At 45.6% G+C, this 26630-nt stretch carries 21 protein-coding genes and 2 pseudogenes; 9 read left to right on the top strand and 14 right to left on the bottom strand.

Translation table 11 applies throughout. The features are described 5' to 3' along the window. Positions 1 to 240: pseudogene (locus JGK07_RS05065) on the bottom strand (RNA-guided endonuclease TnpB family protein); the annotation flags it as partial. Beyond that, positions 233 to 467, bottom strand: a pseudogene (gene tnpA / locus JGK07_RS05060) (IS200/IS605 family transposase); the annotation flags it as partial. The pseudogenes tnpA and JGK07_RS05065, both read right to left, overlap by 8 nt. Positions 468 to 779: 312 nt before the next feature. Between tnpA and JGK07_RS05055 the strand changes: the two are divergent. Next, entirely contained in the window at positions 780 to 1649 is an 870-nt protein-coding gene (locus tag JGK07_RS05055) for a lipid kinase (protein WP_293223994.1), read from the top strand. Between the two features lie 285 nt (positions 1650 to 1934). Here JGK07_RS05055 and JGK07_RS05050 read toward each other — a convergent pair whose 3' ends face one another. From JGK07_RS05050 to hemW, 4 genes are all read right to left on the bottom strand, one after another. Continuing rightward, complete coding sequence (locus tag JGK07_RS05050; protein ID WP_293175115.1) at positions 1935 to 3500, bottom strand: FAD-binding oxidoreductase; 1566 nt, start codon at positions 3498 to 3500, stop codon at positions 1935 to 1937. A 622-nt stretch (positions 3501 to 4122) separates the two neighbouring features. Then, positions 4123 to 4389 (bottom strand): DUF1830 domain-containing protein, encoded by a 267-nt coding sequence (locus tag JGK07_RS05045; RefSeq protein ID WP_293290764.1) that lies wholly within the window; start codon positions 4387 to 4389, stop codon positions 4123 to 4125. Between the two features lie 121 nt (positions 4390 to 4510). Further along, entirely contained in the window at positions 4511 to 4771 is a 261-nt protein-coding gene (locus JGK07_RS05040; protein ID WP_293175119.1) for a hypothetical protein, read from the bottom strand. A gap of 227 nt (positions 4772 to 4998) precedes the next feature. Beyond that, complete coding sequence (gene hemW, locus JGK07_RS05035; protein WP_293175121.1) at positions 4999 to 6339, bottom strand: radical SAM family heme chaperone HemW; 1341 nt, start codon at positions 6337 to 6339, stop codon at positions 4999 to 5001. A gap of 378 nt (positions 6340 to 6717) precedes the next feature. Here hemW and JGK07_RS05030 point away from each other — a divergent pair, with 378 nt between their 5' ends. Continuing rightward, entirely contained in the window at positions 6718 to 7800 is a 1083-nt protein-coding gene (locus tag JGK07_RS05030; protein WP_293175123.1) for a PIN/TRAM domain-containing protein, read from the top strand. Between the two features lie 281 nt (positions 7801 to 8081). Here the strand turns inward: JGK07_RS05030 and JGK07_RS05025 are convergent, their stop codons facing one another. Both JGK07_RS05025 and JGK07_RS05020 read right to left on the bottom strand, forming a co-directional pair. Next, on the bottom strand, positions 8082 to 8651 hold the full coding sequence (locus JGK07_RS05025; RefSeq protein ID WP_293175127.1) for a Uma2 family endonuclease: 570 nt from the start codon (positions 8649 to 8651) through the stop codon (positions 8082 to 8084). Positions 8652 to 9163: 512 nt separating this feature from the next. After that, on the bottom strand, positions 9164 to 9292 hold the full coding sequence (locus tag JGK07_RS05020; RefSeq protein ID WP_293175129.1) for a hypothetical protein: 129 nt from the start codon (positions 9290 to 9292) through the stop codon (positions 9164 to 9166). Positions 9293 to 9475: 183 nt separating this feature from the next. Here JGK07_RS05020 and JGK07_RS05015 point away from each other — a divergent pair, with 183 nt between their 5' ends. Both JGK07_RS05015 and JGK07_RS05010 read left to right on the top strand, forming a co-directional pair. After that, positions 9476 to 10855, top strand: a complete 1380-nt coding sequence (locus JGK07_RS05015) for an MBOAT family O-acyltransferase (RefSeq protein WP_293175131.1) — start codon at positions 9476 to 9478, stop codon at positions 10853 to 10855. Positions 10856 to 10870: 15 nt separating this feature from the next. After that, the gene (locus JGK07_RS05010) at positions 10871 to 11989 is read left to right on the top strand and encodes a GDSL-type esterase/lipase family protein (protein ID WP_293175133.1); all 1119 of its coding nucleotides are present in this window, start codon (positions 10871 to 10873) and stop codon (positions 11987 to 11989) included. Positions 11990 to 12272: 283 nt separating this feature from the next. On the opposite strand, the gene JGK07_RS05005 is transcribed toward JGK07_RS05010, so the two are convergent. After that, positions 12273 to 14477: a Tex family protein gene (locus tag JGK07_RS05005; RefSeq protein ID WP_293191495.1), complete on the bottom strand. Its 2205-nt coding sequence runs from the start codon at positions 14475 to 14477 to the stop codon at positions 12273 to 12275. A gap of 197 nt (positions 14478 to 14674) precedes the next feature. Here JGK07_RS05005 and JGK07_RS05000 point away from each other — a divergent pair, with 197 nt between their 5' ends. Next, positions 14675 to 15511, top strand: a complete 837-nt coding sequence (locus JGK07_RS05000; protein ID WP_293191493.1) for a Uma2 family endonuclease — start codon at positions 14675 to 14677, stop codon at positions 15509 to 15511. A 140-nt stretch (positions 15512 to 15651) separates the two neighbouring features. Here JGK07_RS05000 and JGK07_RS04995 read toward each other — a convergent pair whose 3' ends face one another. The 4 genes from JGK07_RS04995 to JGK07_RS04980 form a co-directional block, all read right to left on the bottom strand. Further along, on the bottom strand, positions 15652 to 16614 hold the full coding sequence (locus tag JGK07_RS04995) for a class II fructose-bisphosphate aldolase (RefSeq protein WP_293175139.1): 963 nt from the start codon (positions 16612 to 16614) through the stop codon (positions 15652 to 15654). Positions 16615 to 16853: 239 nt separating this feature from the next. Next, entirely contained in the window at positions 16854 to 17588 is a 735-nt protein-coding gene (locus tag JGK07_RS04990) for a phosphoadenylyl-sulfate reductase (RefSeq protein WP_293175141.1), read from the bottom strand. A 346-nt stretch (positions 17589 to 17934) separates the two neighbouring features. Then, a complete protein-coding gene (locus JGK07_RS04985; RefSeq protein ID WP_293191491.1) occupies positions 17935 to 19422 on the bottom strand; it encodes an EH signature domain-containing protein in 1488 nt (495 codons plus the stop codon). A gap of 416 nt (positions 19423 to 19838) precedes the next feature. Next, entirely contained in the window at positions 19839 to 20120 is a 282-nt protein-coding gene (locus tag JGK07_RS04980) for a hypothetical protein (protein ID WP_293175145.1), read from the bottom strand. Positions 20121 to 20400: 280 nt separating this feature from the next. Here JGK07_RS04980 and JGK07_RS04975 point away from each other — a divergent pair, with 280 nt between their 5' ends. Both JGK07_RS04975 and JGK07_RS04970 read left to right on the top strand, forming a co-directional pair. After that, positions 20401 to 21486 carry a glycosyltransferase family 4 protein gene (locus JGK07_RS04975; protein WP_293175147.1) on the top strand — a complete coding sequence of 362 codons (1086 nt, stop codon included), beginning with the start codon at positions 20401 to 20403 and terminating at the stop codon, positions 21484 to 21486. Positions 21487 to 22160: 674 nt separating this feature from the next. Further along, the gene (locus JGK07_RS04970; RefSeq protein WP_293175149.1) at positions 22161 to 24539 is read left to right on the top strand and encodes an amylo-alpha-1,6-glucosidase; all 2379 of its coding nucleotides are present in this window, start codon (positions 22161 to 22163) and stop codon (positions 24537 to 24539) included. Between the two features lie 253 nt (positions 24540 to 24792). Here JGK07_RS04970 and JGK07_RS04965 read toward each other — a convergent pair whose 3' ends face one another. Next, complete coding sequence (locus JGK07_RS04965) at positions 24793 to 24993, bottom strand: hypothetical protein (protein ID WP_293175151.1); 201 nt, start codon at positions 24991 to 24993, stop codon at positions 24793 to 24795. 106 nt (positions 24994 to 25099) lie between these two features. On the opposite strand from JGK07_RS04965, the gene JGK07_RS04960 reads away from it, so the two are divergent. Together JGK07_RS04960 and JGK07_RS04955 are read left to right on the top strand one after the other, a co-directional pair. After that, positions 25100 to 25465 carry a response regulator gene (locus JGK07_RS04960; RefSeq protein ID WP_293175153.1) on the top strand — a complete coding sequence of 122 codons (366 nt, stop codon included), beginning with the start codon at positions 25100 to 25102 and terminating at the stop codon, positions 25463 to 25465. A gap of 506 nt (positions 25466 to 25971) precedes the next feature. After that, complete coding sequence (locus JGK07_RS04955) at positions 25972 to 26472, top strand: chemotaxis protein CheW (protein ID WP_293142860.1); 501 nt, start codon at positions 25972 to 25974, stop codon at positions 26470 to 26472. The last annotated feature ends 158 nt before the right edge of the window (positions 26473 to 26630 follow it).

Genomic DNA, 26630 nt, shown 5'->3' with positions numbered 1-26630 from the left:
AACACTGGTCAACGTCTGTTGGGCAACATGGGAATACAGCGCTTTAAAGTGCAGATTTTCTTTGAATAATTTGTGCAAGTCATACTTGCCCGGAATCTTTCCGGTTTTGAAATACAATTGCCGACAGTAGTAAGTCCCAGAGTTGGCTAGCTTGTTTGACTCTTCACATACAAACTCTAGAACGCTTCTTAACTCTCGATTTGGGCTAATTAAATTTTGCTGGCAGCCATAATTAGACATTTTTTTGATTCTTAATGTACTGTTTAATTACTGCAATAGGCGCACCGCCAACAGTTGCAATGAAGTAGCTATTAGTCCATAACGTTGGTAATCGACCTTTTTAACCAAGGAAATTCTTGACTGAGGTATCTAGAGGATCGTCCTTTCATTTATCTGATTAATTTGGCAATCCCAAACTGAGGATTGCATTCTACCAAGATGTGAACATGATTTGGCATTACTTCCATTATATGACACAAATCTTGCGTTAAGATTTATTAAATACACTTAGGCGGTTGAAACCGCCGCCGACTTATCCCCGTGTCGTTAGCCCGGGGCTTGCGTGTCGTTCTTCGGTCAATCCATCACCATGGGTAAAATGTAATTAAAGCATTAAATTCATGCACTTAAGTCATCCACCTGTTAAATTCTTAATTTGAAAAACCAAAATCGCAGTTGAGTACAGCTTTTAGACAACCCAGATAAAAACAACCACACCCAACCATGACCTAATTATTTTTCCCAATTCCCAATTCCCAATTCCCAATTCCCAATTATTCATGAAAAAAGCTCTCCTTTTAGTAAACCAGCACTCCCGCAAAGGGCAAAATTTATTATCTCAAGCCACTGTAAAATTACAAGCACTTGGTTTTGATTTAATTGTCGAATCAACCAACCGCGCCGATGAAATTTCCGACACAATTCGGCGCCACCAAAATCAAGTCGAATTAGTAATAATCGGCGGAGGCGACGGCACACTCAACTGCGCCATCGAAGGATTGATCGACACTAAATTACCCTTAGGTATTTTGCCCATGGGAACTGCCAACGATTTAGCCCGCACTCTCGAAATTCCAACAGATTTATCCGCAGCTTGTCAAGTAATTGCCAGCGGTAAAGTTCGGCTCATAGACTTAGGTTGGGTGAACGGCCAGCATTTTTTTAACGTAGCTAGTTTAGGATTGAGCGTGCAAATTACCCAGAGACTTACTAAAGACGTGAAACAGCGGTGGGGAGTTTTAGCTTATGCTTTTACCGCCTTACAAACAATCTGGGAATCGCGACCATTTAGAGCCGAAATTAAAGTAAACAACCAATCTTTTCATGTGAAAACCATTCAAATTGCGATCGGCAACGGCCGCTATTACGGCGGTGGCATGACAGTTGCCGAAGATGCCACCATCGACGACAGGCGGCTGGATTTGTATAGTTTAGAGACAAAAAATTGGTGGGAAATCATTGCTTTGCTGCCAGCGATGAGGCAAGGAAATCATAACAGTTGGCCCAACGTTCGCGCCTTGCACGCTCAAGAAATTGAGATCAATACTAGCAAGCGCCGTCCGATTAATACCGACGGTGAAATTACCACTCAAACGCCTGCAAAATTCCGAGTGATTCCCCAAGCTTTGGCCGTTATCGCTCCTGCATAACTCACAACTAATATAATTATGTTGTGGAACAGGCATCTTGCCTGTCCATATATATAGGGGTTCTCAGAAAGATGAGGTATGTAGTTGGGCTTCAGCCCTCTTAGTTTAATGGTTATAGAAGCTGTCAGTCATACCTCATCTCTTTGAGAAAGGCTATAATTATGTTGTGGAACAGGCATCTTGCCTGTTCATATTGCCTGTCCATATATAATTATGTTGTGGAATAGGCATCTTGCCTGTTCATATATCAGCCACGGGCAAGATGCCCGTGCCACAATTAATCAATTAATAATCGCCTCCAGCGCCGTATTTCCAGGCTTCAACTAATCGGTGAAAATAGTATTGCTGTTGGGTTCCTAAATTTTTTACCTGCGGTTCTACCGCTTTCCCTAAAGGCTGTAATCCTGTATAAATCCCTAAATTCACATAATGAACCATCCAATCGAGCAAATTAGCTATCCCCACCTGCGGGATAATTTTCATCACCAATCCCGGATGGCTGATTGCAGTTTTAAACAAAGTTTGCGACAAAGCCGGAAACAGCACGATATCCTGAAGAAACGGCTTGAGCACTGGTTCTCCCAATTCTTCCATTATCCCAAATACAGCAGCCAAAAGTTGATTGATTTGATTGGGGTCTATTTTCTGATTGATCGCAGCACTCATCGAACGCTGAAACAACCAAGTAACTGATAGATTTGGTTGATACGGTTGCAAAAGTGCCAGGGAATTTTTGTCTAGACTTTCGCTGGTTAAAGCTTCGTCAATTCCGAGAGTCAAGCGTTTGAGGTGGCGCACCATTGCCCCGAAACCGCCGAAGCTGAGGGGCGATTGGCTGCCGCTGCTGTCTCCGACTGGAAGTATCCGATTCCAAGGCATTTTTAGAGGGCTTTGGCGGTAGCAGGGAAAGAATCCGTAGAGTGCTCTTTGGAATTTTAACTGTTCGAGTTCGACGTTTTGATATTCGGGAAGCAAGCGCAAATAGTCTTCAAATAATGTTTCTAAACTAAATCTTTTTGTGTCGGCGTCTATATAGGTAAATAAGTAAGTCGTGCGCCCGTCTCTGGCGGGAAATGCTTCCCAAAAATATTGGCACTGATTTTGCATTGGGGTGAAGGATGCAAATATATCGCCAGTGTCATTTTTGGGGTATCCTTGGGCACAACTGCCGACTACTAAACATACGGCGTCGGGTTTTTTGCCTTGTCTTGCCTGACGGACAATGGGCGAAAAATATCCCATTGCGTCTAATAATAATCTGGTTGTAAATGAAGTGTTGACATTTGGTGAATCGGTATTTTCTGATTCTACTATAACTCCGTTGGGGTGAATTGTTGCTGTTTTAAATGGTGTATTTTCAAATAGTTTTCCTCCGAAATGGAGAAATTTATGTTTGAGGGTTTCGAGGAGGTAAATAGGGTCGATGCCGATGTTGAGTACGTCGCGAATCCAGATGTCAGGGGTGTTGGTAAAGCTGATGCGGGCTGGGTTGTATTCGGTGGCAATTGCTTTGTCTATTTCTTCAACTGAAAGCAAGTTTAGTTCTAAGAATGCGTCTAATTCTTTGCGTGAAATGTTCCATTCTTGTTCGCGCCCTCGCAGGATGCCGCGTTCGAGTAAGGCTACTCGCCAACCGCGTACTGCTAAGGCTGTACCGATTAATATTCCTAGGGTTCCGCCGCTGATAACTATGTCGAAGTCGAGGGTTTCTAGGGGTTGTTGGCTGTGTTTGACGGCTGCGGGTGTTGGGGCGGTGTTTTGTTTGAGGTTTTCCCAGAGTCGATCGACCTTTCGCAGGCCTCCAAGGGCGTCTCCCGGCACTTGGGAGAGAATTTTTTCGGTGAGGGACATCGGGTTTTAATATTTAATAGCGGTTAATTTTATATAATTTAGCTTAGAATCTGGTCTGCATTTAAATTTAAGTTTTGGGCGGGTTCTCCGGCCCACCCCACAAGAGTTCCCGAGGGAGCATCTCAGTTTTGCATTTACAGTGCGAGCGTCCCCGCTCGCGTGCGTATAAAAGCACGCGAGCGGGGACGCTCGCACTGTGAAGAAAAAATGCTTCTTGCAAAACTGAGATGCTCCCGTTCCCGATCGGTAGGGTGCGTCAATCGATTTTAGATTTTAGATTTTAGAGGCGACCCACGGATAAATTCGGGGGCTTGATGATTTTCGATTTGGGATTGATTCCACGGATAAATCACGTGGCGGGTACCACCTGTGAAATTCTTGGTCAGCTAGGATGATTTTGGCGACAAACCAACCATCTCAGACTGAGGTAAGCTGTTGCGGCATTTAAACTGTATGTCAAGAAATAATCTAAGTCTTGTGGGATGGGCTTCTAGCCCGTCCCGAATATGCAATGTTTATTTGCACGACAGCTTATCCCCGGAATCAATGGTGCGTCAGCATGAGACTTTCTGTGGTGATTGAAAATGTCACACCTGACGCACCATACTATTTGTTATATGATTTAATCAGGTGCGCTTAATTCTTGAACTCGCAGTCGATCGCACAAAATTCGCTCGCACACAATAGCACCCGTCTCGGCACTCCTGCAAACTTCTAACTGAGCGGACGGGAGCGCTTCAAACAAAAAACGTTCTCCCGGAAACACCGTCCGCTCAAAATACCAATTCGGAATATTTGTAATCCGAGCAATTTGCATTTGGCTAGTAGTATTGAGATACCAACACAAAATACGCGCATCACGTTCCGAAATTACCTGAGTAAGTGTCATATTCATGTTTTTAACTTGTTTGTGAAATTGTGCAAGGTATCTGTCACCAGCCTCAGTCTAATATATATCCGCTCGCCTGTCAAAATCAAATTTTCCCGACATTCTTTAGATTAATTAATAATTAATTAATAAATGTCCCTGAGGAAATAGTGGCGCCTTCCACCTGTTCCCAAGAAGGTGCAAAAGGTGGCAGTGCTAAAGTGCAAGATTTCCATCCTCCTCGCACTGGTGCGCCTAACAATTGACAGTGACCCACGGCACCTCTTTGCATCTTGTAGTGACCGCAAAATTTACACTTAGAAGTTTGATTGCAGCCGCGATCGCTAATTACCCGATTGGGATTGCTGTGAATGTTGTGGCGTTCGAGAGTCAGGGTTTCCATCAAGATCTTTTTTAAATCGTCACTCTCAAGTATGACAGCCGGATTTCAGTCGTCGCGTCTATCTCAAGGCTTAGTTCGTTACTTAAGTTTTATTAAGGATCGATATAAAACACATTATTTTTGACATTATAAACCCAGGGAGCAATTTAATTTTCTGATTGTCGAATTGCTGGGTGTGGCTGGACGGGCGATCGCCTTAGCGCTGTGTATACTTCCTCAGACATAAGCTAATTATCCTCTTCTAACTTGCTGAACAAGTCGGCTAAAATTGTATTAGAAAACAAAAAACCTTCGGGATCGCTCAATCTCAAATTTCCCGAAAGGAGCAGTTTTTCACCTTCGGCTAAAGTGGCGATCGCCCCAGCATTCACAATTTCCACCAATCCCTGCCGCCAGTAGGGCTGCAAGCAATGCCAAATTTTATCAACCGTTTGCTGAGTAAACTTTTCAGTCAGCGCCGACAGGCTAACCCCTTCTGCCAAACGCAAACCTAGCATCAGCGTTTCTAACAAAACGTCATTGTCTGAGACTTGAAAATTGGGTTCAATTGCTGGGTGAATATCGGTCTGGGTCTCCCCCCCCAGTTGGGCGGTAGCAGCAGAAGTTGTCTCGGAAAGATTTCGCACCCACTGATAATATTCTTGAGTTTTGCGAGGCCTTGTCAACCTCCGGCCTTCCACATAACTCGCCGCCCCCATCCCCAAGCCGTAATAAGGGCGATTTTCCCAATAAACGCGGTTGTGCTGACACTGATAGCCTGGCCTAGCATAATTGGAAATTTCGTAATGTTCGTAGCCAGCATCAGTCAGAATTTCCTGCGCTAAACGGTACATTTGAGCAGCAGTTTCATCGGCTGGTAGCGGCTGGGAACCTGCTTCAAAATATCGCCCGAAAGCTGTTAAGGGCTCAACAATTAAGTCATAACTCGACAGGTGAGTCGGGCTAATTGCTACCGCTGATTTTAGGGAAGCTTCCCATTGTTCTAAGGTTTGGTGCGGCAGTCCAGAAATGAGGTCTAAACTGAAATTGACAATCCCAGCCGATCGCACTATTTCTACTGATTCCAAAATTTCTGCCACCGAGTGCGATCGCCCGCAAGCTTGCAGCAATTCATCCTGAAAAGCTTGCACTCCCAAACTAACTCGATTTACTCCCGCTGCGGCATATCCCCGCAACTGTTCTAAAGTAAATGTTCCAGGGTCAATTTCTATTGAAATTTCTGCCCCAGCAGCAATGCCAAATTTGCCGTCGATAGTTTCTAAAATATGGCTCAATTGACTGACAGAAAGCAGCGAAGGCGTGCCACCACCAAAAAAAACTGTCTTTAGAGATGTACCTAAATTTGGAGTTTCTGCAATTTCTTGACACAGTACGGCAACGTATTGGACAATTGTGCCGGAATTTTCGCCATTTTTGCGATCGCCCACCACAAAAACCGGAAAGTCGCAGTAGTAACAGCGGCGGCGACAAAAAGGTACGTGCAGGTAAGCCGAACTGGGAATGCCGGAATTTGCCACCTGCCCACTTTTTGGGAATTCAAATGTTAAATAATCTGTGGTAGGGTTCATTACATTTCCAGCTAAAAGTGCAACTTCAAATCTAAAGTTTTAATTAAACCGTTATAAATAATTATGTATATTGTGACATTTTCTTAGCAATAACGCACTGCGAACGATCTGCTATTCTAGCTTAATCTCCTAGCGATGGCGATCGGCAGTAATTCCCGAACAGGTTGCAGGGCGGTCTATTCGCACCTCATGTCTGCCCGTGAAGGGGCGCGCTCAATGCCGTGAAGCAGGGGTAGCATATCCCCCTGCACGGTACAGGCGCGAAATATAAGTTCATAAAAATTGGTAAGTAAAGATAGCGATATCCGACCGCAACCACGAAAAAACTATCAGCACTAGAAAGATATAATATAAACACATTCATTAACCTAGAACTAAATGCTAGACGCAATCATAATTATCTCATTCATAATTGCAGGCGGAGGAATCGGCTATTACGGAGTCGAGCTCCTGCCAAACAACCTGCTGGAGCAAGTTACAAATATACAAGGCCTAAGTTCGGTACTGGGCTCGTTTGGAGCATTAATCGGCTTCGTGTTGGGATTAGTCGCTCAAACAACCTACCGGCGGTTAGAAAAGCAAGTCCGGGATATGCCGGTGGAAATGCTGCTGACACGGGCGATCGGCTTAATCATCGGGCTGCTAGTCGCCAACTTAATGCTGGCTCCGCTGTTCCTGCTGCCAATTCCCCGCGAGTTCGGCTTCATCAAACCCCTAGTCGCAGTATTGGGAAGCGTCATGTTCGGCTTCACAGGCGTCAGTTTGACAGACACCCACGGCCGCGCTTTCCTGCGACTGATCAACCCCAAAAGCTTAGACACCACAGTGTTGATAGGCGAAGGTAATTTCAAGCCAACAAGTGCCAAAGTTGTCGATACAAGCTGCATTATTGACGGCCGGATTGAAAACCTGCTAGAAACAGGCTTCCTCGAAGGTCAAATTATCATCCCGCAATTCGTGCTGCAAGAACTGCAACTGGTAGCTGATTCCGCTAACGATCAAAAGCGAGTGCGCGGGCGCCGCGGCTTAGATGTACTCAACCGCATCAAAGAAACATATCCAGAACGGATTCAAATTCACTCGGCTGACTACGAAGAGATTGCCACAGTCGATGCTAAATTAGTCCGATTCGCTTTGGATATCGACGGCATTTTGCTCACCAACGATTACAACTTGTCGAAAGTAGCTACCGTTCAAAAACTGCCCGTTTTAAATATCAACGATTTGACTCATGCAGTGCGCCCGACTTATTTGCCGGGAGATACGATCGAACTAAAAATCCGCAAAGAAGGCAAAGAACCGTCTCAGGGAATCGGTTACTTGGATGACGGCACAATGGTTGTCGTAGAAGCAGGTAGCAGCTACGTCGGCGCCGAAGCCCGAGTCGTAGTTACTAGCGCCTTGCAAACTAGCGCGGGCCGCATGATTTTTGCCCGCCCTCAAGAGTCCGTTATTGCTTGAAACTGAGAAACAATGGCCAGAGGAATTAGGGTTAAATATTGCGATCGCTGTTCCCTATCTGCCCCGACTCTCTACCGCGCCCGGTATGACGAGTCGGGGCAGTGGTTTTTTCTCTGTCTTAAATGTTGGGAATCGGTAAGTAAAAACAATCCTTTTTACTTCTACGGCGGTACTTGGAAAGCCAGCAAGAAAAAATCAAGTTTGTAGTGAGGACTTTAGTCCGCTCTCTGCCGTTTAGTCAATCAGGACTTTAGTCCGAACGATCGAACAATTTTGATGAACTAGAGTAGTATCGCATCTTCATACAAAGCCTCGATAGCACAGCTAAAATTAACGCTCGCCAACTGAACGTCTTGCCCTTCACTGTAAGGATAAAGCACCCACAAACCCTCTGCATTCCGGCGAAAACACTCTACACTAACTCTTTCTTGATTGATTAATACATACTCTTGCAAACTTTCGGAAGTACGGTAATCGGCAAACTTTTCGCCTCTGTCAAAAGCCGCTGTTGTCGGCGATAAAACTTCCACAATTAAGCGCGGGTAGATAATGAAATCTTCAGCAGTATTACTGTCCCGTTCATCGCAAGTCACCGCTACATCGGGATAGTAATAACAATTTGCTGCCTCAATCCGAACTTTTATGTCTGCCATGTAAGGTATACAGCCACTTCCCCGAAGATGGTTTCTCAAAAGTACAGATACGTTCCCCATAATAATGACATGAGCTTTGCTTGCCCCTGCTTTTGCATAGACTTTTCCTTGTCTGTACTCGTGTTTGATGGGGCTGACTTTCTCGCCTGCTAAATAGTCTTCGGGGGAGACGTAGGTGTCGCTTTTACTTGCAACCATATAATTTTGAGGTGGGTGAGGATTACACAATTATAGCTCGTCGATGCGCGATCGCTCAGAATACCAGGCGGTTGAAACGGCGTCTGTACAAACTCTCATCCCAACCCAGAGGGGTTGAAGAGCGGTTAAAATTAGCAGAAAGAATTAGTTGAAAGCCTATCCCTTATAAGGAGAAATAAAAAGAAAACTATTTATTACTCCAATCCTCTTCCTTCTAGGTCAACTGATGTCCTAGGTTAACCATTCGACTACGTTCACGGCAAGCTGTCAACTGTCAACTGTAGACAAGATTGCATAAGTCTTCGATCGATCCTGCAACCGCAGATGTCAGACAGATAAACACAGGTAAACGCAGATAATTTCAGGGTGTTTTCCGATTTTTGCAAGAGGTCTTGTCAACTGTCAACTGTCAACTGTCAACTGTCAACTGAGTCCCTCCCTCGGACATCATTTGACCTTTGGGTGGTTTCCATCGCAGTCTGCTCTTTTAAAAATGTCAGAGAACATTCTTATCAAGAATAATAGCAATTCTCAATAAATCGTAAAGTTTTATACTCTCCGTTCGGACGCTGCACGTTACCAAAAATAATTGGTTGCAAGCCCCAAGCCCTTGAGGGAGAAATTAAAATCAGACTATTCATTACTCCAATCCTCGGACTTAAGGGTAGAGGTCACTCTCAAACTGTCAACTGTCAACTGTCAACTGTCAACTGTTAAAGCGTCTTTGGGGTTTGTTACGAAAAATAAATGTTCCAATCATTGACAACCGCTATCTCTATAGATACGATTCACTTAGCGATCGCTAAAATTTCAGATTTCAAAAAATGCTGTTTAACTCCACATTATTTTTGGTCTTTTTGGTGGTGGTGGTGTATGTCTATTACTTGCTGACACCGCAATACCGACGTTGGTTTTTGTTATTCGCTAGCTACTGCTTTTATTGGGTGTGGAGCGTACCGTACTCGCTCCTAATGGTTTTATATACCCTGCTAGCTTATACAACAGCTCGCATTATAGAGTCATCAACTAAAAACAGAGATAAAACTACTGCCTTAATTGGTTTTTTGGTTGTAGTTATAAGCACTCTATGCGTTTTCAAATACGCAAACTTCTTCTCGGCTTCGGCACACTCCCTGTTTGGATTTTATCCTTGGCCTAAACTAAATCTACTATTACCTCTGGGTATTTCTTTTTACACATTCCAGACGATCAGTTACATAGTCGATGTCTACAAGGGCGTTACACCTGCCCAAAAGTCATTTCTCGACCTAGCACTGTACGTCATTTTCTTCCCTAATCTGGTTGCTGGCCCGATCGTCCGCGCCAAGACTCTCATGCCCCAGTTGACGTGCGAGTCACCGGTAGACTGGCTTGGGATCCGCAGTGGCATTGCCCAAATCATCTGGGGGATGCTGAAAAAAGTTTATATAGCTGACCCGATGGCATCAATTACCAGTGAGGCGTTTAGTGGGCCCCAGAGCGTTTCCGGGTTGGGGTTGTTACTAGCTACGTTCGCCTTTACAGTTCAAGTCTACTGCGACTTTTCTGGTTATTCAGATATGGCGATCGGTTCTGCCCGTCTATTCGGAATAGAACTGCCGAAAAATTTTGACAAGCCTTATATGGCCTACAGCATTACTGATTTCTGGCGCCGCTGGCACATTTCACTGTCAAATTGGCTGCGCGACTATCTTTACATTCCCCTGGGTGGCAACCGGCAGGGCCAACTCCGTACCTATGGAAACTTAATGATCACTATGCTGCTGGGAGGGCTCTGGCACGGTGCTGGATGGAACTGGGTTGCTTGGGGAGGTTTGCAAGGGGCAATGCTGTCAATGGAAAGAGCGTTTGGACTCTCCTCTGCACCTAAGTCGAAAGCCAGTTATTTCCTGCACTGGCTGTTGACCTTTTTTGTGATTTGTACTTCTTGGGTACTCTTTGCATCATCTGATTTGAACAGTGCGGGTGTGGTATTTCAGCGGATATTGACTTTTGCTGATGGCCGGATACCTATTGACTATCGCCCGATATTCTACCTGGCGCTAGTTTTGCTAATTCAATGGGGGGATGTGAAGCAACGATGGATGAGCTGGGCTCAGCTACACCCAAATTTGCTCAAGTGGATTGTTTGTACGATCGCAATTGCGCTGATATTTACCTTTGCCGGCGCCTCAAGTTCAAATTTCATTTACTTCCAGTTCTAATCGGATCGATCAGTTATGCTCCCAATATTTAATGACCAAGCACTTTCCCATATAAAAACCGCATTTCGCCGCACGACCGTAGACTTGTCAAAGCTATTGTTAGCAGCTTTATTATTGGAAGGAATGCTGCAAGTTATTGCTCCTGAGTACAAAAATAACGTTTACGATCGCGAATTTACAGGAGGTCGTCCCATCGCGATGAGCAGTGCGGGAAATCGCGGCCCCCTGCTGCCGGTTCAGAAACCCCCTGGCGAAGTGCGAATCCTCGGGATGGGGGATTCAACAACATTTGGGACTGGGATTGGTGCAGAAGATACTTGGCCAGCTCAACTAGCAACTGTTTTTCAGAAAAATGGTGCCAAAGCAACCTATATCAACAGCGCTATAGAAGGTTATACGGTCAAAGAAATTAACTATGTTTATCGCAACCAGTGGTCGGCCTACAAACCAGATATAGTAGTGCTGGCTGTAGACAACAACATGGTCTCAATGACGTGGTTTCGCCGCGAGGACAAAGGTGCACCGAAAAACCCCTATCTAGATCCTGCCCCTCAATCCAAACTGGACAATTTTAAAAACGGATTAAAACAAGTTACTCACGTCTTAGCTTCTCCTTCCTGGCTGAGAATCAACTCCCAAAAATGCTTGTACTTGCTAGGTTTATCAAATAACAACATCAACCCGGAAGTTCCTTTGGGCGCAACGGTAGCCTCTGGCTGGAAGCAGGCTAATGTGCCTCCAGATCTCCCCGAACGCGTTTGGAAGCAGTTTGAAGAAGATTTGAGCGTACTCCGAGACTCCGTTGCTGCTGACGGTCGATCGCTCGTTGTAGTTTACTTACCTGCTCGCTTTATTGCTTTTGACGGTTTTTTTGACAACGAGCAGCGAGTGCCAAAAAATCGGCTGACTATCGACGCGGGTAAGAGACTTGGGGAAATTAGTCAGTCACTCGGTGTAGCCTATCTCGATGGTACGGAACCAGTTCGTCGGGGTCGATCGCAAATTGCCGAAAAAGAAGGTCGTTCTGCTCCGATGTACATTAAGTTTGATAGTGTCCACCTTGATAAAGACGGCAATCAAGCTGTTGCTGAAGGGTTGTTCGATCTCGTTGGCAAATCTGAAAAAGCTCGATAAAATCTGTCTGTCGTGTGGATACCATATCCGGTAGATTACTATAACAAAAAGGGTTCGTAGTGCGGACTGAAGTCCGCAGTCTAAGGAATGAGAATTAAATAACTTCCACAAGTTTGTGGTGTGGGCGGGAGAGCCGCCCTTTTTGAACGGGCGGGACGCCCATCCCACAATAACAATTAAAATTGTAAGTTATTTAATTTGCGATCCTAAGAGCGGACTGAAGTCCGCAGTACGAACTTTATTTATTGGGGTTAATCGATCGCACACGATACGATCGCTAGTTTTAACGCCGGCGCGGGGCGGGAAGCCTCGCGCTATTTGACGGTTGCGGTTTTTCTTGCAGCTTCATGGTCAAACTCACCCGCTTTAACTTTTCATTCACCTCCAAAACCCGCACTTTCACAACTTGTCCGACTTTCACAACCTGTTTCGGATCGTCCACGAAGCGATCGGCTAATTGAGAAATATGAACCAAACCATCTTGGTGAACTCCCACATCAACAAAGGCCCCAAAGTTAGCTACATTCGTGATAATGCCTTCCAATTCCATCCCAACTAGCAAATCGGAGATTTCGTTAATTCCGGCTTGGAAAGTAGCATATTTAAACTCGGCGCGCGGGTCTCTTCCGGGTTTTTCTAGTTCGGAAATAATGTCTCGGAGTGTTGGTTCTCCGACTTTCTCGGTCACATATTTCTTGATATCTACAGTCTTGACTTTTGCCGATATTTGTGTTATTTCGGTCAGCGGCAAACTTAAATCTTTGGCGATCGCCTGGACAACAGGATAACTTTCAGGATGGACTGCTGTATTATCCAGCGGGTTTTCGCCGCCGCGAATGCGGAGAAATCCGGCTGCTTGTTCAAAAGCTTTGGGCCCGAGTTTGGGAACTTTCAGGAGTTGGCGGCGATTTTTAAAGGCGCCGTTTTCGTTGCGGTAATTGACGATATTTTTGGCAACTGTTGCTGTCATTCCCGACACAAATGTCAGCAATTCTTTGGAAGCTGTGTTTAAGTCAACTCCGACATAGTTAACGCAGCTTTCGACTGTTTCGTCGAGTTTCTTTTTGAGCAGTTTTTGGTCAACGTCGTGTTGATATTGACCGACTCCGATCGATTTCGGGTCTATTTTGACAAGTTCGGCTAAAGGATCTTGCAAGCGCCTACCGATGCTGACTGCGCCGCGAATTGTGATGTCGAGATCTGGAAATTCGGCGATCGCCACATCACTCGCTGAATAAATCGATGCGCCGGATTCGTTCACCATAACTTTAATCGGTTTTTTGTCCATATCTGCCAAAACTTCCGACACAAAGTCGTCGGTTTCGCGGGAAGCTGTACCGTTGCCGATCGCAATTAATTCAATTTTATATTTTTCAATCAAATGCTTGACAATTTTACCAGCTTGTTGTCTCTGGCCTGCGGCTTGGTGGGGGAAAATGGCTTGATATTCCAAAAACTGCCCGGTTTCGTCGAGGGCGGAAACTTTGCACCCGGTGCGAAATCCCGGATCGATCGCGAGTGTGGGCTTCATGCCCGCCGGCGCCGACAGCAGCAACTCGCGGAGGTTGGTTTCAAAGGTGGTGATGGACTCGATATCAGCCTCTGCTTTGTGGTGCGATCGCACTTCCGTCATCAGCGAAGTCTTCATCAGGCGGTTGAAAGCGTCCTTCAAGGTCGATCGATAAAACTCCTTAACTTCAGGTATCCTAGTTTTAATTTCCTGAGATTCCAAATAAGCCATCACCGCCGATTCATCAAAGGCTAAATCTAAATCTAAAACCCCCTCCGTTTCCCCGCGGAAGAGCGCCAACATATTGTGCGACTGAACATTTCTCGCTGCAATTTGGTAACTGCGGTACATTTCAAATTTCGTACTTCCTTCCGGGAAATCATCTTTAATTTTCGAGACAAAAACCCCCGTCTTCATTAAAAAATCTCGCAAATAAGCTCGGTATTCAGCTTTTTCGGAAATTGCTTCCGCCAAAATATCCCCAGCACCTTTGACAGCTTCTTCTGTTGTCTTCACTCCCTTTTCTTCCGAAATATATTTAGCTGCTTCCGCTTCGATATCGGCTGGTTTAGCAGTCGGCAAATTCAGACACTTAATAAAAATTGCCAGCGGTTCTAAACCTTTTTCTCTAGCAATTGTCGCCCGCGTCCGCCGCTTGGGTTTGTAAGGCAGATAAAGGTCTTCGAGTTCATTTTTTTGCAAGCACGACTCAATTTTGGCTTGCAATTCGGCCGTAAGTTTGCCCTGGGAGGCGATCGTCTCTAAAATCGACTTTTTGCGGTCTTCAATTTCCGTCAAATAGGTGAAGCGATCGGAAATATCCCGCAACTGAATTTCGTTCAGCAAATCGGTGCGTTCTTTGCGGTAGCGGGCAATAAACGGAATAGTTGCGCCCTCCGCAAAAAGTTCCAGAGCATTATTGACTTGAGAAAGATTGATGGAAAGTTCTTGAGCAATCAGTTGAGAAATGTTGAGCATAGTACAGAAGTTTGAGTCAATTACTGGCAGTTAATAAAATATTTATGAGTTCCGCGAATTAATAGGAAAATGAACCGCAGAGGCGCAGAGGACACAGAGGAGGAAATGAGATCAATAAGACTTTGAGAAGGTTTGCTGGAACGCCTTAGCAGTATTAAAATGATGTTAGCATAAATGCAGTCATTTCTCAATATTATATGTTTCCTTTTAAATATCCAGTGCCGCAAAGCGATCCGCCGCGATCGCCCAGAGAAACGCTGCCGACGATGTACGATTTACCTAGCGAAGATTCGGAGGAACCTGGGAAGCCAGACGAATTTCACGATTGGCAGCCGCAGTTGTTAACCCTGGCGTTTCGCCCTCGCAATTATCAGGCTTCTGAGATATTTAGCGGCACTGACATGAACCTTTATTATGACGTGCAGCACCCTCTGTGGCACAAACGCCCCGATTGGTTTGGAGTTGTGGGAGTTCCGAGACTGTACGATGGATCTGAACTGCGGATGAGTTACGTTACTTGGCAGGAAGGCGTGAATCCTTTTGTAATTGTGGAACTGCTTTCACCGGGAACCGAAAAAGAAGATTTAGGTGCAAATATCGATGACGAAAATTCAGGAAATCAGCCGAATGCTGCGGGTAACGGGCAAGTTTTGCAGGCGGAGACAAATGAGAAACCGCCTAGTAAATGGGAGGTTTACGAGCAGATTTTGCGGGTTCCTGTTTATGCTGTTTTCAGCCGCTATACTAACAGGTTGCGAGTATTTGTATTGAATGCCGGACACTATCAAGAATTAGAATTATCTGACTCGCGAGTCTGGATTCCGGATCTAGGTTTGGGCTTGGGTTTGTGGCAAGGGGAGTTTCAGGGAATCGATCGCCTGTGGTTGCGCTGGTATGATGTTGATGGCAACTGGATTCTGACTGAAGCGGAACAGCAACGGCAGCGCGCTGAGTCAGCGGAAGCTCAATTGCAGTCTTTGATTCAGCGGTTGCGGGAATCTGGCATCGATCCCGATCGATTTTTAAACCGTTAGAAAAACGGCGGTTGAAACCAGGTTTACACAAACGAAGTCCGCCTCCGTTTTTAAACCGTTAGAAAAGACGGCGGTTGAAACCGCGTCTACACAAACAAAGTCCGCCTCCGCGGACTGAAGAAGATAACGTATAGCGATTCTCAGAAAGATGAGGTACGTTGTTGGGCTTCAGCCCTCTTAGCGGTTTCAACCGCCCGATTTTCTTGTTTCTTGCTGACACTATTTGCCGTAAATCCTTCCGCGTAAGGAGATTGATGCAAATAAGCCTTACCAGCAGAACCAAAAAGTTGCAACTTACCCGAAATCACCGATCGCATAGCAGCGATCGCCTTTTCCATAACTTCCAACAAATCCGGATCGGACAAAGAATTGCTAGTTTTCAACACATCCATATAAGCATCGCGAACTTCCGTATTTACATTAAACTTAGACACACCTAATTTAATAGATTGATTAATCATCGATTCCGGCAAACCGCTAGCGCCGTGCAACACTAACGGCACCGAAACAGAAGCCCGGATTTTTGCCAAACGCGGAAAATCGAGTTTCGGTTCGCTGAAATATTTACCGTGAACGTTGCCAATTGTTACCGCTAAAAAATCCACCTTAGTTGCTGCAATAAACTCTACAGCTTCCACCGGATCGGTCATCTTGGCCGCTTTTTCTTCAATTGTCAAACCGTCCTCCGTGCCGCTAATTCTGCCGATTTCCGCTTCAACTACCGCACCGTTAGCGTGGGATAACTCAGTCATTTCGCGAGTAAATATCAAGTTTTGTTCGTAAGACAAAGGAGAACCGTCAGCCATGATGGACTTGATACCGGCGGCGAGGGCGAGGTGAATGTCTTTTTCTGAGGTGCTGTGATCTAAGTGTACTGCGATCGGCACGGAGGACTTGCGCGCTGCTTCCATGCAAAGCGCGACTAAAGGCGATTTTCCGTATTTGAGGGCGCTGGGGTGAAGTTGCAGCATCGCAGGACTTTGCAGCGCTTCGGCGGCATCGATGACGGCTTTTACTCCTTCGAGATTGTACACGTTAAAAGCGCCGATCGCGTAAGCATTTCTCCGGGCTGTGTTCAGCAATTCGCTAGTTGAGGCGAGCATAAGTACCTGGCTTAAAAACTTTTCCGTTGTCAGTTGTCAGTTGTCAGTTGTCAGTTGTCATCAGTCCTCAGTCATTAGTTAGGGAGCATCTCATTTTTGTAAAAAGCATTTTTTCTTTGAGTGCGAGCGTCCCCGCTAGCGAGTATTGTACAGCTCGCGAGCGGGGACAGCACTATAATAAATGCAAAACTGAGATGCTCCCATTAGTTAACTGTCAACTGTCAACTGTCAACTGTCAACTATTTTTGTGCATTACCAGCGTGCAAACCGCACTCTTTCATCGTCGATTCTTCCCACCACCAACGACCCTCGCGCTCGTGTTGGTTCGGCAATACAGGTTTCGTACAAGGTTCGCAACCAATGCTGACAAAACCGCGTTCGTGCAACTTATTGTAAGGCACTTCCAAAGCGCGAATGTATTCCCAAACCTCTGCCGAAGACCAGTTTGCTAAGGGGTTGAATTTAATTAATTCATGGTCTGGAGTTGAAAAAGCACCGTCAACTTCAATCACCGGAATACCGTTGCGGGTACTGGGACTTTGGTCTTTGCGCTGACCGGTAATCCAAGCATCGAGAGTATTTAATTTGCGGCGAAGCGGCTTGACTTTCCGCACGCCACAGCATTCTTTGTGGCCGTCTTCATAAAAACTAAACAATCCCTTTTCATCTACTAGGGCTTGTACTTCTGCTGAATCGGGAAACATTACTTCTAATTTAATGCCGTAATGTTTTCTAACTCGCTCCAGAAACTCATAGGTTTCTGAGTGCAACCGTCCCGTGTCTAGGGTGAAAACGCGGAAGTTTTTGGTAATTTTTGATGCCATGTCGATCAGAACTACATCTTCGGCACCGCTGAAAGAGATTGAAATATTGTCAAAATTGTCTAGGGCAAATTTGAGAATTTCTCGCGGTGTTTTTTGACTGTATTCTGCTTCCAGGGCGGCTATGTTGAGATTCTTCTGAGTGGCAACCATATTTTTGCGCGATCGGTGTTCTTTTTTTCTAACTCTTGATTATAGCCGATCGCAGTATCTTTCTCACCGATGAATCGCACGCTAGATCAAAAACGCATCCACAGCTTGAACCGAGCAGCCGTAGAGAGGAAAAAGGTTGAGACTTGACAGCGGTATCGCCCCCAACGTCCCTCGCTAAAATTTTTCGGACTGCAAGTCTCGCACGAGGAGATGAATGCGGTGCAAAATTTTACGGTACAACCACGCTCAAACATTTGATGTCATCTCATCTTTTTTGTGCGCTTAAGTAATACTAAACTGAGATTCTCCCGATTCAACTATTACTTTAGATAGTATTGGTAACTGACTATTTGCTCTCTGCTGCCAAACTTTCCATTTCTTTCTGCCACTTTTTCAATAAAACTTCCCGCTCTTTTTGTTCCTGAGGTTCCGGCATTCTCAAGCCATTTGTAGAATCATATTTGCCGTAATACTGCGACATTCCCTGAAAAGATTTAGTCCCCTCATTGGGCATAATTTTTTTCTGCTTCAGCCACTTTTCGCAAGAACTTTGCCACATGAAAACGCGATCGTGCACTTCGCCACCTAATTTTCTGATGCGCTTAACAGACAGTTCTTTTTTGACAAACAACAGCCGATCGCTCTCTTTGGTACGCTTAATCAAGCGAATTTCGGCGCCGGTGCCCCGGAAAAACTCGATCGCGCAATAGCCCTCCAACTGAAAAATGCAAACTTCCGTTGGAGGATTGCCGTCTTCCGGCAAGATATCCACATCAAAGGGCAACTGGTAGCCGATCGCGCTCACAGACGACTGCGGCAACAGCAACCGCACCCGCAGCAGGCGATCGGTATAATTAGCCCAAAAATCCCGGCGCTCCTCCAACTGCTTAATTTCCGCATCAGACAGCCGCAGCATCCGGGCCACCAAATCGATTGTTTTCTGGAAATAACTGTAATTTAGTCCGCCAATCCATCGCCTCAGCGACTCTTGAGCGGGAGCCGAAAGTAACTGCAATTTCGGATAATATTCGTCTCGCACCCACTCAACCAATTTCGGCCGTTGATTTTTGAGAATATCGCTCGAAATTTTAACTAACAACTCTTCAACTGCTGCAAGTTGCGACGCTGGTGGCATTTCCTTCAAGCACCTGAGCAGCCATTCTACACCCGACAAATCGGCAACCTGATTTTTGGCAAAAATTCCGGCAAGGTGTGGCCCGGCGCGATCGACTACGGGGATACTTGCGGGTAACTGAGCTTTTCCTAATAGTTCTACTGGGGTTTTTAGGTATTGCCAAGTCAATTTTGCTAGCTCGTAATCCGGTAAATCGCGGGTCAGTATTTTAATGATTTGTACTGGCAAAGCATCGGTGCCAGTCGCTGTATTGGCAAAGTCGGCAAAGCACTCTACCAAAGCTCGATCGAGGGCGGGAGCATTGCTAGAAACAGGATTTTCTAACTGGTGGCTGTAATGCAGCGCCAAACGCCACAACAACTGCTGTTTCAGGCGCACATTGTTCTGAGCTACCAGCCAAATAGCTTGAGATATTTCTCTGGTGCGATTCCCTACGGGATAGCTTCGCTTCACGGGATTTTTTAGATCCCATTGAGATTTAGCCCAGAGACAATAAGTCCATTCTAGAGGAGTAATACTGTCAGCTCGATCGCTCTCAATATCTGCTATAATTTCTGCCATTTCTCGCAAAACACTTGCTTTCACTTCGGGAACATTTGGCTTGCTTTTCTGTACAAAGCTTCCCGCATTTTTTGTTTTTTCTGGCAGTGGCTGGGTGGGATTTTCCGGTAGTTGAATTTGGCGAAACTGAACGCTCATATTTATAATTTGTTTGCTATAAAGTTGCTGCACTAGCATGATGCAATTTTTGACCAGAAAGAATTGGTTTAAAGGGGAGCATCTCTGTTTTGCGAAAAGCATTTTTTTATTATAGTGCGAGCACGCAAGAGCTCGCGTATTCTACAACTTGCGAGTTCGCGACAGCACTATATTCCAATACGGTTGACTTAACACTATTTATGCGCCGGAGATCCCCCTAAATCCCCCTTAAGAAGGGGGACTTTGAGAGCATTCTTGTCCCACCCCCTACTCCCCTTTTTCAAGGGGGGTTAGGGGGGATCTGTCTTAAGTAAACGGTATTGCACTATATTCCTTCCATGTAGAAGTCACTGTCAACTGTCAACTGTCAACTGTCAACTGTCAACTTTCAACTGTCAACTGTCAACTGTCAACTTTCAACCGACTTTTGTACATAAATCTCTCGCAAGTGTGCGATCGATCGCAATTGAAAACCCCGTTGATTGGCTCGCCCGCGCGTCATTTCTGTGATTGTAATATTTTACACAATTTTCGATATTCAGGGAAGGTACGACTGGGAAAACTAGCTGGGGTTGGGCGTTATGCTCTCTTTCGGCAGAAGTCAAGCTAGCTTGTCCGTGCGGCAGTAGTCCTGTGAACTCAAAAAAGAAGCACACAAGTGCGATCGCCCTACCCGAAAGAATTGGTTTAAAGCCCAAAGCCCGATCGCCCTTGAGAAATTAAAATCAGACTATTCATTACTCCCATCCTCGGACTTCCAGGTAGAGGTCGCACTCAACTGTCAATTGTCAACTGTCAACTGTCAACTGAAATCACAATCTCCCTCTCAAGTAGCATAGACTAAATTTGTAAATTGTTATTAAATTTAGTTGTGCGCGACAGTAACTTAAAAGTTAAGAGAAGTTGCTAACACTACCTAGTGTAACAATCCTCAATCGCGTAGGAAATTTTACAGTAAATAAAATTAGAAGGTTTGTGATGAGAATTGCCCAAATTGCCCCCCTGTTCGAGCGAGTTCCGCCCCCAGCTTACGGAGGAATTGAACTGGTGGTCAGCCTCTTGACCGAAGAATTAGTCAGAAGGGGACATGAAGTCACCTTATTTGCCTCCGGCGATTCAATTACTTCTGCTACTTTAGAATCAGTTCACCCCAGAGCGCTGCGTCTCGATCCCACCGTTAAAGAATACGGCATTTACGATATGATGCAACTGAGCAAAGTATATGGAAAAGCCGGAGAATTTGATATCATTCATTCCCACGTAGGCTGCACAGCTTTGTCTTACTCGCACTTAGTAAAAACGCCCACAGTTCACACCCTCCACGGCATTTTTACCCCAGACAACGAGAAGATGTTTAGCTTGGCCCGCACTCAGCCCTATCTAAGTATTTCTAACTCTCAGCGGGAAGAAAGACTAAATCTCAACTACGTCGCCACAGTTTATAACGGCATCGATCCGGCGACTTACGAATTTCACCCGCAGCCGGACAATCCTCCTTATTTAGCTTTTCTCGGTCGTATTTCGCCCGAAAAAGGTGCTCATTTAGCCATAGAAATTGCTAAGGCTTCCGGCTGGCATTTAAAGATTGCCGGCAAAGTCGATATTGTCGATCGCGAATATTTCGAGCAAGAAATCAAGCCGCACATTGACGGCAAGCAAATAGAATATTTAGGCGAAGCCAACCACGCCCAAAAAAGCGTGCTGATGGGCGGTGCAGTCGCCACATTATTTCCGATTACTTGGCGCGAACCTTTCGGGTTAGTCATGATTGAGTCCATGGTAACGGGAACGCCCGTAATTGCCATGAAATTAGGCTCGACTTCCGAAGTTATTGTTCACGAAAAAACGGGTTTTCTGTGCGAAAGCGTGGCAGAATGTATCGCCGCCATCGAACCGGCCCGAGAACTCGATCGCAGCGCTTGTCGCCAACACGCGATCGATCGCTTCAGCGTTAAAACAATGGTCGATGGCTATGAAGCAGTTTACCGACAAATTTTAAAAGAGCGATTTTCTCAAAACGGTCACGCGCATCATTTGACAGAATTAGAACTGCACGGCAGATAGCTGGGCGAGGACAAATTAAACGCAAGGCGGGTTTAGTTATCCAAAATTTACTTACCACATTCAATCAACCGGGTTGTTTTATGGAAACACCCGGTTTTTACCTGAGTTTAATTAATTGTCATTTTAGTTGTCGTAAAACAGGCTCGAACTTTCAGTAGAAGATTCTCAGCAGCAAGAGGAAGAAGGACACGGCATTGCCATGTCCCTAATGTATTTCAGAAGATTAGATAATATTACAAAAGTTTTTTTAATTAATTTTTTGGGACGGGCTAGAAGCCCATCCCACAAGAAAAAAATGTGGGATGGGCTTCTAGCCCGTCCTAGCTATTTTGGGGACGGGCTAGAAGCCCATCCCACAAGAAAAAAATGTGGGATGGGCTTCTAGCCCGTCCTAGCTATTTTTGCAATAAGTCTATTAAAAACTGCTGTATTAGTTGGTCGATATCATGCTGATTTTTTACCGAGCACTTCACTTTTTAGTCTGGATTTAATAAAAATTAAATTCATTTTAGGAAGTCAACTATTTGCTGGCATCAGTTGAAAAAAATGGTATGATGCTAATAGTGAAGCATTACATCAGGGTGCTTCGTGTCAAAATTTAATGCCAAAAAGTCAAGAGTCAAAAGCTCAAGAAAATTAAACTTTTGAAAGCTGGGAATCCACTTTTTGTAAAAATGACCGATACCTATGAAATAGAAGGAAAAACATTTGTCGCTGCTGCGGAGTTACCCGTAACCGAGTGGCCTTGCGCGATCGCCGATCGACCTCAACCAACACTCACCCTCAAAGACGATGATTTATTCCTGATTACTGACACCCTCGGCAACATCTCAGGCTGCTTAGAAGACGACAACGTGTCTAGCTTTGGGTTGTTTTGCCACGACACGCGCTTCCTCAGCCGCCTAGAATTGCAAATAGAAGGGCGATCGCCCATTTTGCTCAGCAGCAACGCCGAAAAAGGCTACCTGCAAACAGTTTTGTGCTCAAACCCCCGCATTGACGATCGCATCCCGGCAGAAACCATCGGCATCAGGCGAGAAATGGTCCTCAACGGCGGTTTGTTTGAAGAAATAGAAATCACCAACTTCACCACAAAACCAGTCAGCTTTGAAATAAGTCTCAGCTTCAACTCAGATTTCTTAGACTTATTTGAAGTCCGGGGTTACGGCCGCTCCCAGCGCGGGAAACTCCTGCGCCTGATGCCCCAAAAAACCGACGGAGCATCCCCCAGCGAATTTGCAGACAAAGCAGCTTTTCCTGACGCTGCAAACGGCAATAGCCACGGTGAAAATCCGGCAGTAGAAAACCCAAATGTGCCAATTCAAGAATCAGCAAAAAACTCGATCGGCGATCGAGCGATCGCCCCATATCCTTTCTGCGATCTTCAACAAGATTTAACCCTTGCCTACCAAGGTTTAGACGGCTTAGTAATGGAATCTCGGATCGAGTTTTACAACCAGCCACCATCACTGTTTCAGGGGAATACAGCAGTATGGCGCATCTCCCTAAAATCCCACGAAGCAATCAAATTGGGATATCGGCTCAAAATGCTGATCGACGGCAAATCGATCTCCCAAGTTACCACTCCCGTAAACCTAGTTCAAGCCAAAGCAGCGGAACTTTTAGAAGAGCGAGAATGGCTGACCGAAATTACCAGAATTAAGTCAGATAAAAACACCTTTAATCGACTCCTAAAACGCGCCGAACAAGACATTTATTCCCTACGACAAACCTTTGGCAAAGGCAAAGCAATTTCAGCCGGAGTTCCCTGGTTCTCGACATTATTCGGGCGCGACTCCATCATCGCCGCTGCTCAAATCTTAATTCTCGATCCAAGTTTAGCCAGACAAACTCTGACAACCTTAGCTCACTATCAAGGCAAAACCGACGACGATTGGCGCGACGAAGAACCGGGCAAAATACTGCATGAAATTCGCATGGGAGAAATGGCTCGCTGCAACGAAATTCCCCACACTCCCTATTACGGAACAGTCGATGCTACGCCTTTGTGGTTGATGCTTTACGCTGAATATTACGCCTGGACGTACGACAGCCAAACTTTAGATCTTTTGTGGCCAAATGCTTTGGCAGCGATGGAATGGATCGATCGCAAATGTGCCGCCACAGGCTACCTCAGCTATTACAAAAAATCCCAGCGCGGCTTAGCAAATCAAGGCTGGAAAGACTCGGGAGATTGCATCGTCAACCGATCGGGCGTCATTGCAGAAGGAGCGATCGCCCTTTGCGAAGTCCAAGCCTACGTTTACGCTGCCAAAACCAGGCTGGCAGAGATTGCCCGCATCAAGAAACGCATCGATTTATGCGATCGCTGGCTAGAAGAAGCAAAAGACCTAAAAACCCGATTCAACCGCGATTTTTGGATCGAAGATTTAGATTATTGCGCCCTAGCATTAGACGGCCAAGGCAAACCTGTAGACAGCATTTCATCAAATCCGGGACACTGTTTGCACCTCGGCATTTTGTCGCGAGAAAAAGCTCGCAGCGTAGCTGAAAGATTGCAAGCCCTAGATATGTTTAGCGGTTGGGGAATTCGCACCCTATCCTCCTTATCTCCCGCCTACAATCCCATAGGCTACCACACAGGCTCAGTCTGGCCGCACGACAACGCTTTGACAGCTATGGGATTGCGATCGCTCGGCCGAGTCGAACAAGCCCTAGAAGTAGCTCAAGGCTTATTTGACATGACTTTGCTGCAACCCTACGAGCGTCCCCCCGAACTTTTTTGCGGCTACGAGCGCAACAGCCAGAGCGATCGCCCCGTGCAGTATCCTGTAGCTTGCTCGCCCCAAGCTTGGGCAACTGGCAGCATTTTTCAACTGTTGCAAATGATGTTAAATTTAGTTCCCGATGCCCCTAACAACCAACTGCGAATTATCGATCCAGCCTTACCAGAATCGATTAATAAGTTGTCGCTAAACAACTTAAGGATAGGCTCAACTTTGCTAGATTTGGAATTTGAGAGATCTGGTTCCTCAACCGCTTGTCGGGTGATGAAAAAACGCGGCAATTTGCGAGTAATTATCGAAGCTTAAATGCGGCTAAGGATCGCAAATTAAATAACTTACAATTTTAATTGTTATTGTGGGGTGGGCGGGAGATCCCGCCCTTTTTGGACGGGCTCTCCCGCCCACCCCACAAACTTGTGTAAGTTATTTAATTCTCATTCTTAAGTGGGAATTGGGAATTCCCAATTCCCTTGATTCGCGACACGGAAGTCACGGAGGCAGGGATAGCTTTTTTTCTCTTCCGACTTCATCGGACTTCTTCTTTCTGGCTTATTCTGGCTTATTCTGGCTTATTCTTCCCTCTTTCTTGTTCCTTCTTCCCTCTTCCCTCTTCCTTCTTCCCTCTTCCTTCTTCCCTCTTCCTTCTTCCCTCTTCCTTCTTCCTTCTTCCTTCTTCCTTCTTCCTTCTTCCTTCTTCCTTCTTCGCTGAGGCTATGTGACCGGCTATATTGTATTTAGAAGTGCATTGATTTGTTTGCAAAATGGCGCAATCAAATAACCGTAGTGAAGCGGGGCGAAAGCCATCACCCCAGCAGCTTCTGGAGCGAGATTATCCGCCGTGAACAATAGTAAGGAAGTGTGAAATTATGTCAAAAATTTTAGTAGTGGACGATGTTCCCAGCGAACTGGAAATCATCTGTCGCATTCTTCAAGATGCCGGAATGCAGGTGATCCGGGCGGGTGACGGCGAAGAAGCGATCGCGCTGATCCGAGAAGTGCCGCCGGATCTCGTGGTGTTAGACGTAGTGATGCCACGAATGAACGGATTTGAAGTGATCAGAGAATTGCGGGGCGATCGCGCCACTGCACACTTGCCAGTAGTATTTTGTACTCATAAAAACACCGATATCGATAAAGCTTGGGGAACCGATTTAGGCGCCGATGCTTACGTCAGCAAACCATTTGAGCCTCAGCAACTCGTCAACATCGTGCAGCGACTGCTTTGGGCTTAAACAAAATAGACCTCTTGCAAAATAATTTTGTGCTATTATAGAAAGTTTAGACAATTTTATAATCTAGCAGGCTGAACAAGTTTAAGGAGATGCCAATCAACCCCATAATTCAAAGTTTGACCTAAACTTGAGCAAACTTTTAAGGATAACATATATTTTTTTTGCAAGAGGTCTAATATAGCCGTTCTCCTAATAGTGAGGTAATTGGCAATAGGTAATTGGTAATCGCGCTTGACCTCACTCACACTCTTTTGTGCTATATCAAGTGTTCAGTAGCATTCACCAAATATCATAGCGAGAAACCCAGTTTTTTTTTCAACAAACATGGTTTCTAAATTCCTTAAAAGTGGTAGATATATTAGAGAAATCATTCCAGTTGCCCAGCCCGCTATTTATTTAACCATTTGATCCTGTAAAACCGATCCAGATAAACTCTCGGAGCGATCGGCTTTCCTAGCAAAGCAAATTCCTCATTTGTAAGATACACTAGAAACAAAAAATCAGGAATGAAAACAACTGCTACCCAGGCGGCGGGGAATCAGACAACTGGAACAAAGCAATTTCTCCTTTTCGGTCAAGGAGGCAGTCTCTTTGGCGTAGAGTTAGAAGCAGTGCGGGAAGTTCTTTCCCTCAACGAACAACCGATTTCCCCGGTTCCTAACACCCTGCCATTTTTGTTGGGATTAACCAACTTGCGGGGCGAAATCCTAGCAGCAGCAGACTTCGGACGGTTTGCTGGGCTCGATCCGGTTGACACCCACCACCCAAGCAGCCGCATCTTAGTGGTGGAAGCGCCCGATCCGCGAGATGTGAGATTGTCGAAAATGCGGATGGGCTTGGCTGTCTCCCGTGTCGAAGGAGTTTTGTCTCTAAATCCCGATCGCACTGTCTCAGCAGTAGATGTCAGTCCCGACTTGGCTCCCTTCTTAAAAGGTTTGTACAATTCCGAAGGACGCTTGCTAATGATAGTGGATGTCGAGGCGATCGCCCATTCCGAACGCTGGTAATTAAACAGTTGACAGTTGACAGTTGACAGTTGACAGTTGGCAGTTGACAGTTGACAGTTGGCAGTTGGCAGTTGACAGTTGACAGTTGACAGTTGACAGTGAGGTTTTTAGGCAGTTGACAATTGACAAAGGAAGAATATGGAGTCAATCTAAAATCT

The organism is Microcoleus sp. PH2017_24_DOB_U_A, from assembly GCF_020738205.1.
GTDB lineage: Bacteria > Cyanobacteriota > Cyanobacteriia > Cyanobacteriales > Microcoleaceae > Microcoleus.
This window is presented reverse-complemented; position numbering and strand designations above follow the sequence as displayed.

Bases quoted from the DNA above. Each gene is read 5' to 3' on its own strand.
- JGK07_RS05055 (WP_293223994.1), top strand. From the start codon at position 780: ATGAAAAAAGCTCTCCTTTTAGTAAACCAGCACTCCCGCAAAGGGCAA.
- JGK07_RS05050 (WP_293175115.1), bottom strand. From the start codon at position 3,500: ATGTCCCTCACCGAAAAAATTCTCTCCCAAGTGCCGGGAGACGCCCTT.
- JGK07_RS05045 (WP_293290764.1), bottom strand. From the start codon at position 4,389: ATGACACTTACTCAGGTAATTTCGGAACGTGATGCGCGTATTTTGTGT.
- JGK07_RS05040 (WP_293175119.1), bottom strand. From the start codon at position 4,771: ATGGAAACCCTGACTCTCGAACGCCACAACATTCACAGCAATCCCAAT.
- hemW (WP_293175121.1), bottom strand. From the start codon at position 6,339: ATGAACCCTACCACAGATTATTTAACATTTGAATTCCCAAAAAGTGGG.
- JGK07_RS05030 (WP_293175123.1), top strand. From the start codon at position 6,718: ATGCTAGACGCAATCATAATTATCTCATTCATAATTGCAGGCGGAGGA.
- JGK07_RS05025 (WP_293175127.1), bottom strand. From the start codon at position 8,651: ATGGTTGCAAGTAAAAGCGACACCTACGTCTCCCCCGAAGACTATTTA.
- JGK07_RS05020 (WP_293175129.1), bottom strand. From the start codon at position 9,292: ATGAATAGTCTGATTTTAATTTCTCCCTCAAGGGCTTGGGGCTTGCAA.
- JGK07_RS05015 (WP_293175131.1), top strand. From the start codon at position 9,476: ATGCTGTTTAACTCCACATTATTTTTGGTCTTTTTGGTGGTGGTGGTG.
- JGK07_RS05010 (WP_293175133.1), top strand. From the start codon at position 10,871: ATGCTCCCAATATTTAATGACCAAGCACTTTCCCATATAAAAACCGCA.
- JGK07_RS05005 (WP_293191495.1), bottom strand. From the start codon at position 14,477: ATGCTCAACATTTCTCAACTGATTGCTCAAGAACTTTCCATCAATCTT.
- JGK07_RS05000 (WP_293191493.1), top strand. From the start codon at position 14,675: ATGTTTCCTTTTAAATATCCAGTGCCGCAAAGCGATCCGCCGCGATCG.
- JGK07_RS04995 (WP_293175139.1), bottom strand. From the start codon at position 16,614: ATGCTCGCCTCAACTAGCGAATTGCTGAACACAGCCCGGAGAAATGCT.
- JGK07_RS04990 (WP_293175141.1), bottom strand. From the start codon at position 17,588: ATGGTTGCCACTCAGAAGAATCTCAACATAGCCGCCCTGGAAGCAGAA.
- JGK07_RS04985 (WP_293191491.1), bottom strand. From the start codon at position 19,422: ATGAGCGTTCAGTTTCGCCAAATTCAACTACCGGAAAATCCCACCCAG.
- JGK07_RS04975 (WP_293175147.1), top strand. From the start codon at position 20,401: ATGAGAATTGCCCAAATTGCCCCCCTGTTCGAGCGAGTTCCGCCCCCA.
- JGK07_RS04970 (WP_293175149.1), top strand. From the start codon at position 22,161: ATGACCGATACCTATGAAATAGAAGGAAAAACATTTGTCGCTGCTGCG.
- JGK07_RS04960 (WP_293175153.1), top strand. From the start codon at position 25,100: ATGTCAAAAATTTTAGTAGTGGACGATGTTCCCAGCGAACTGGAAATC.
- JGK07_RS04955 (WP_293142860.1), top strand. From the start codon at position 25,972: ATGAAAACAACTGCTACCCAGGCGGCGGGGAATCAGACAACTGGAACA.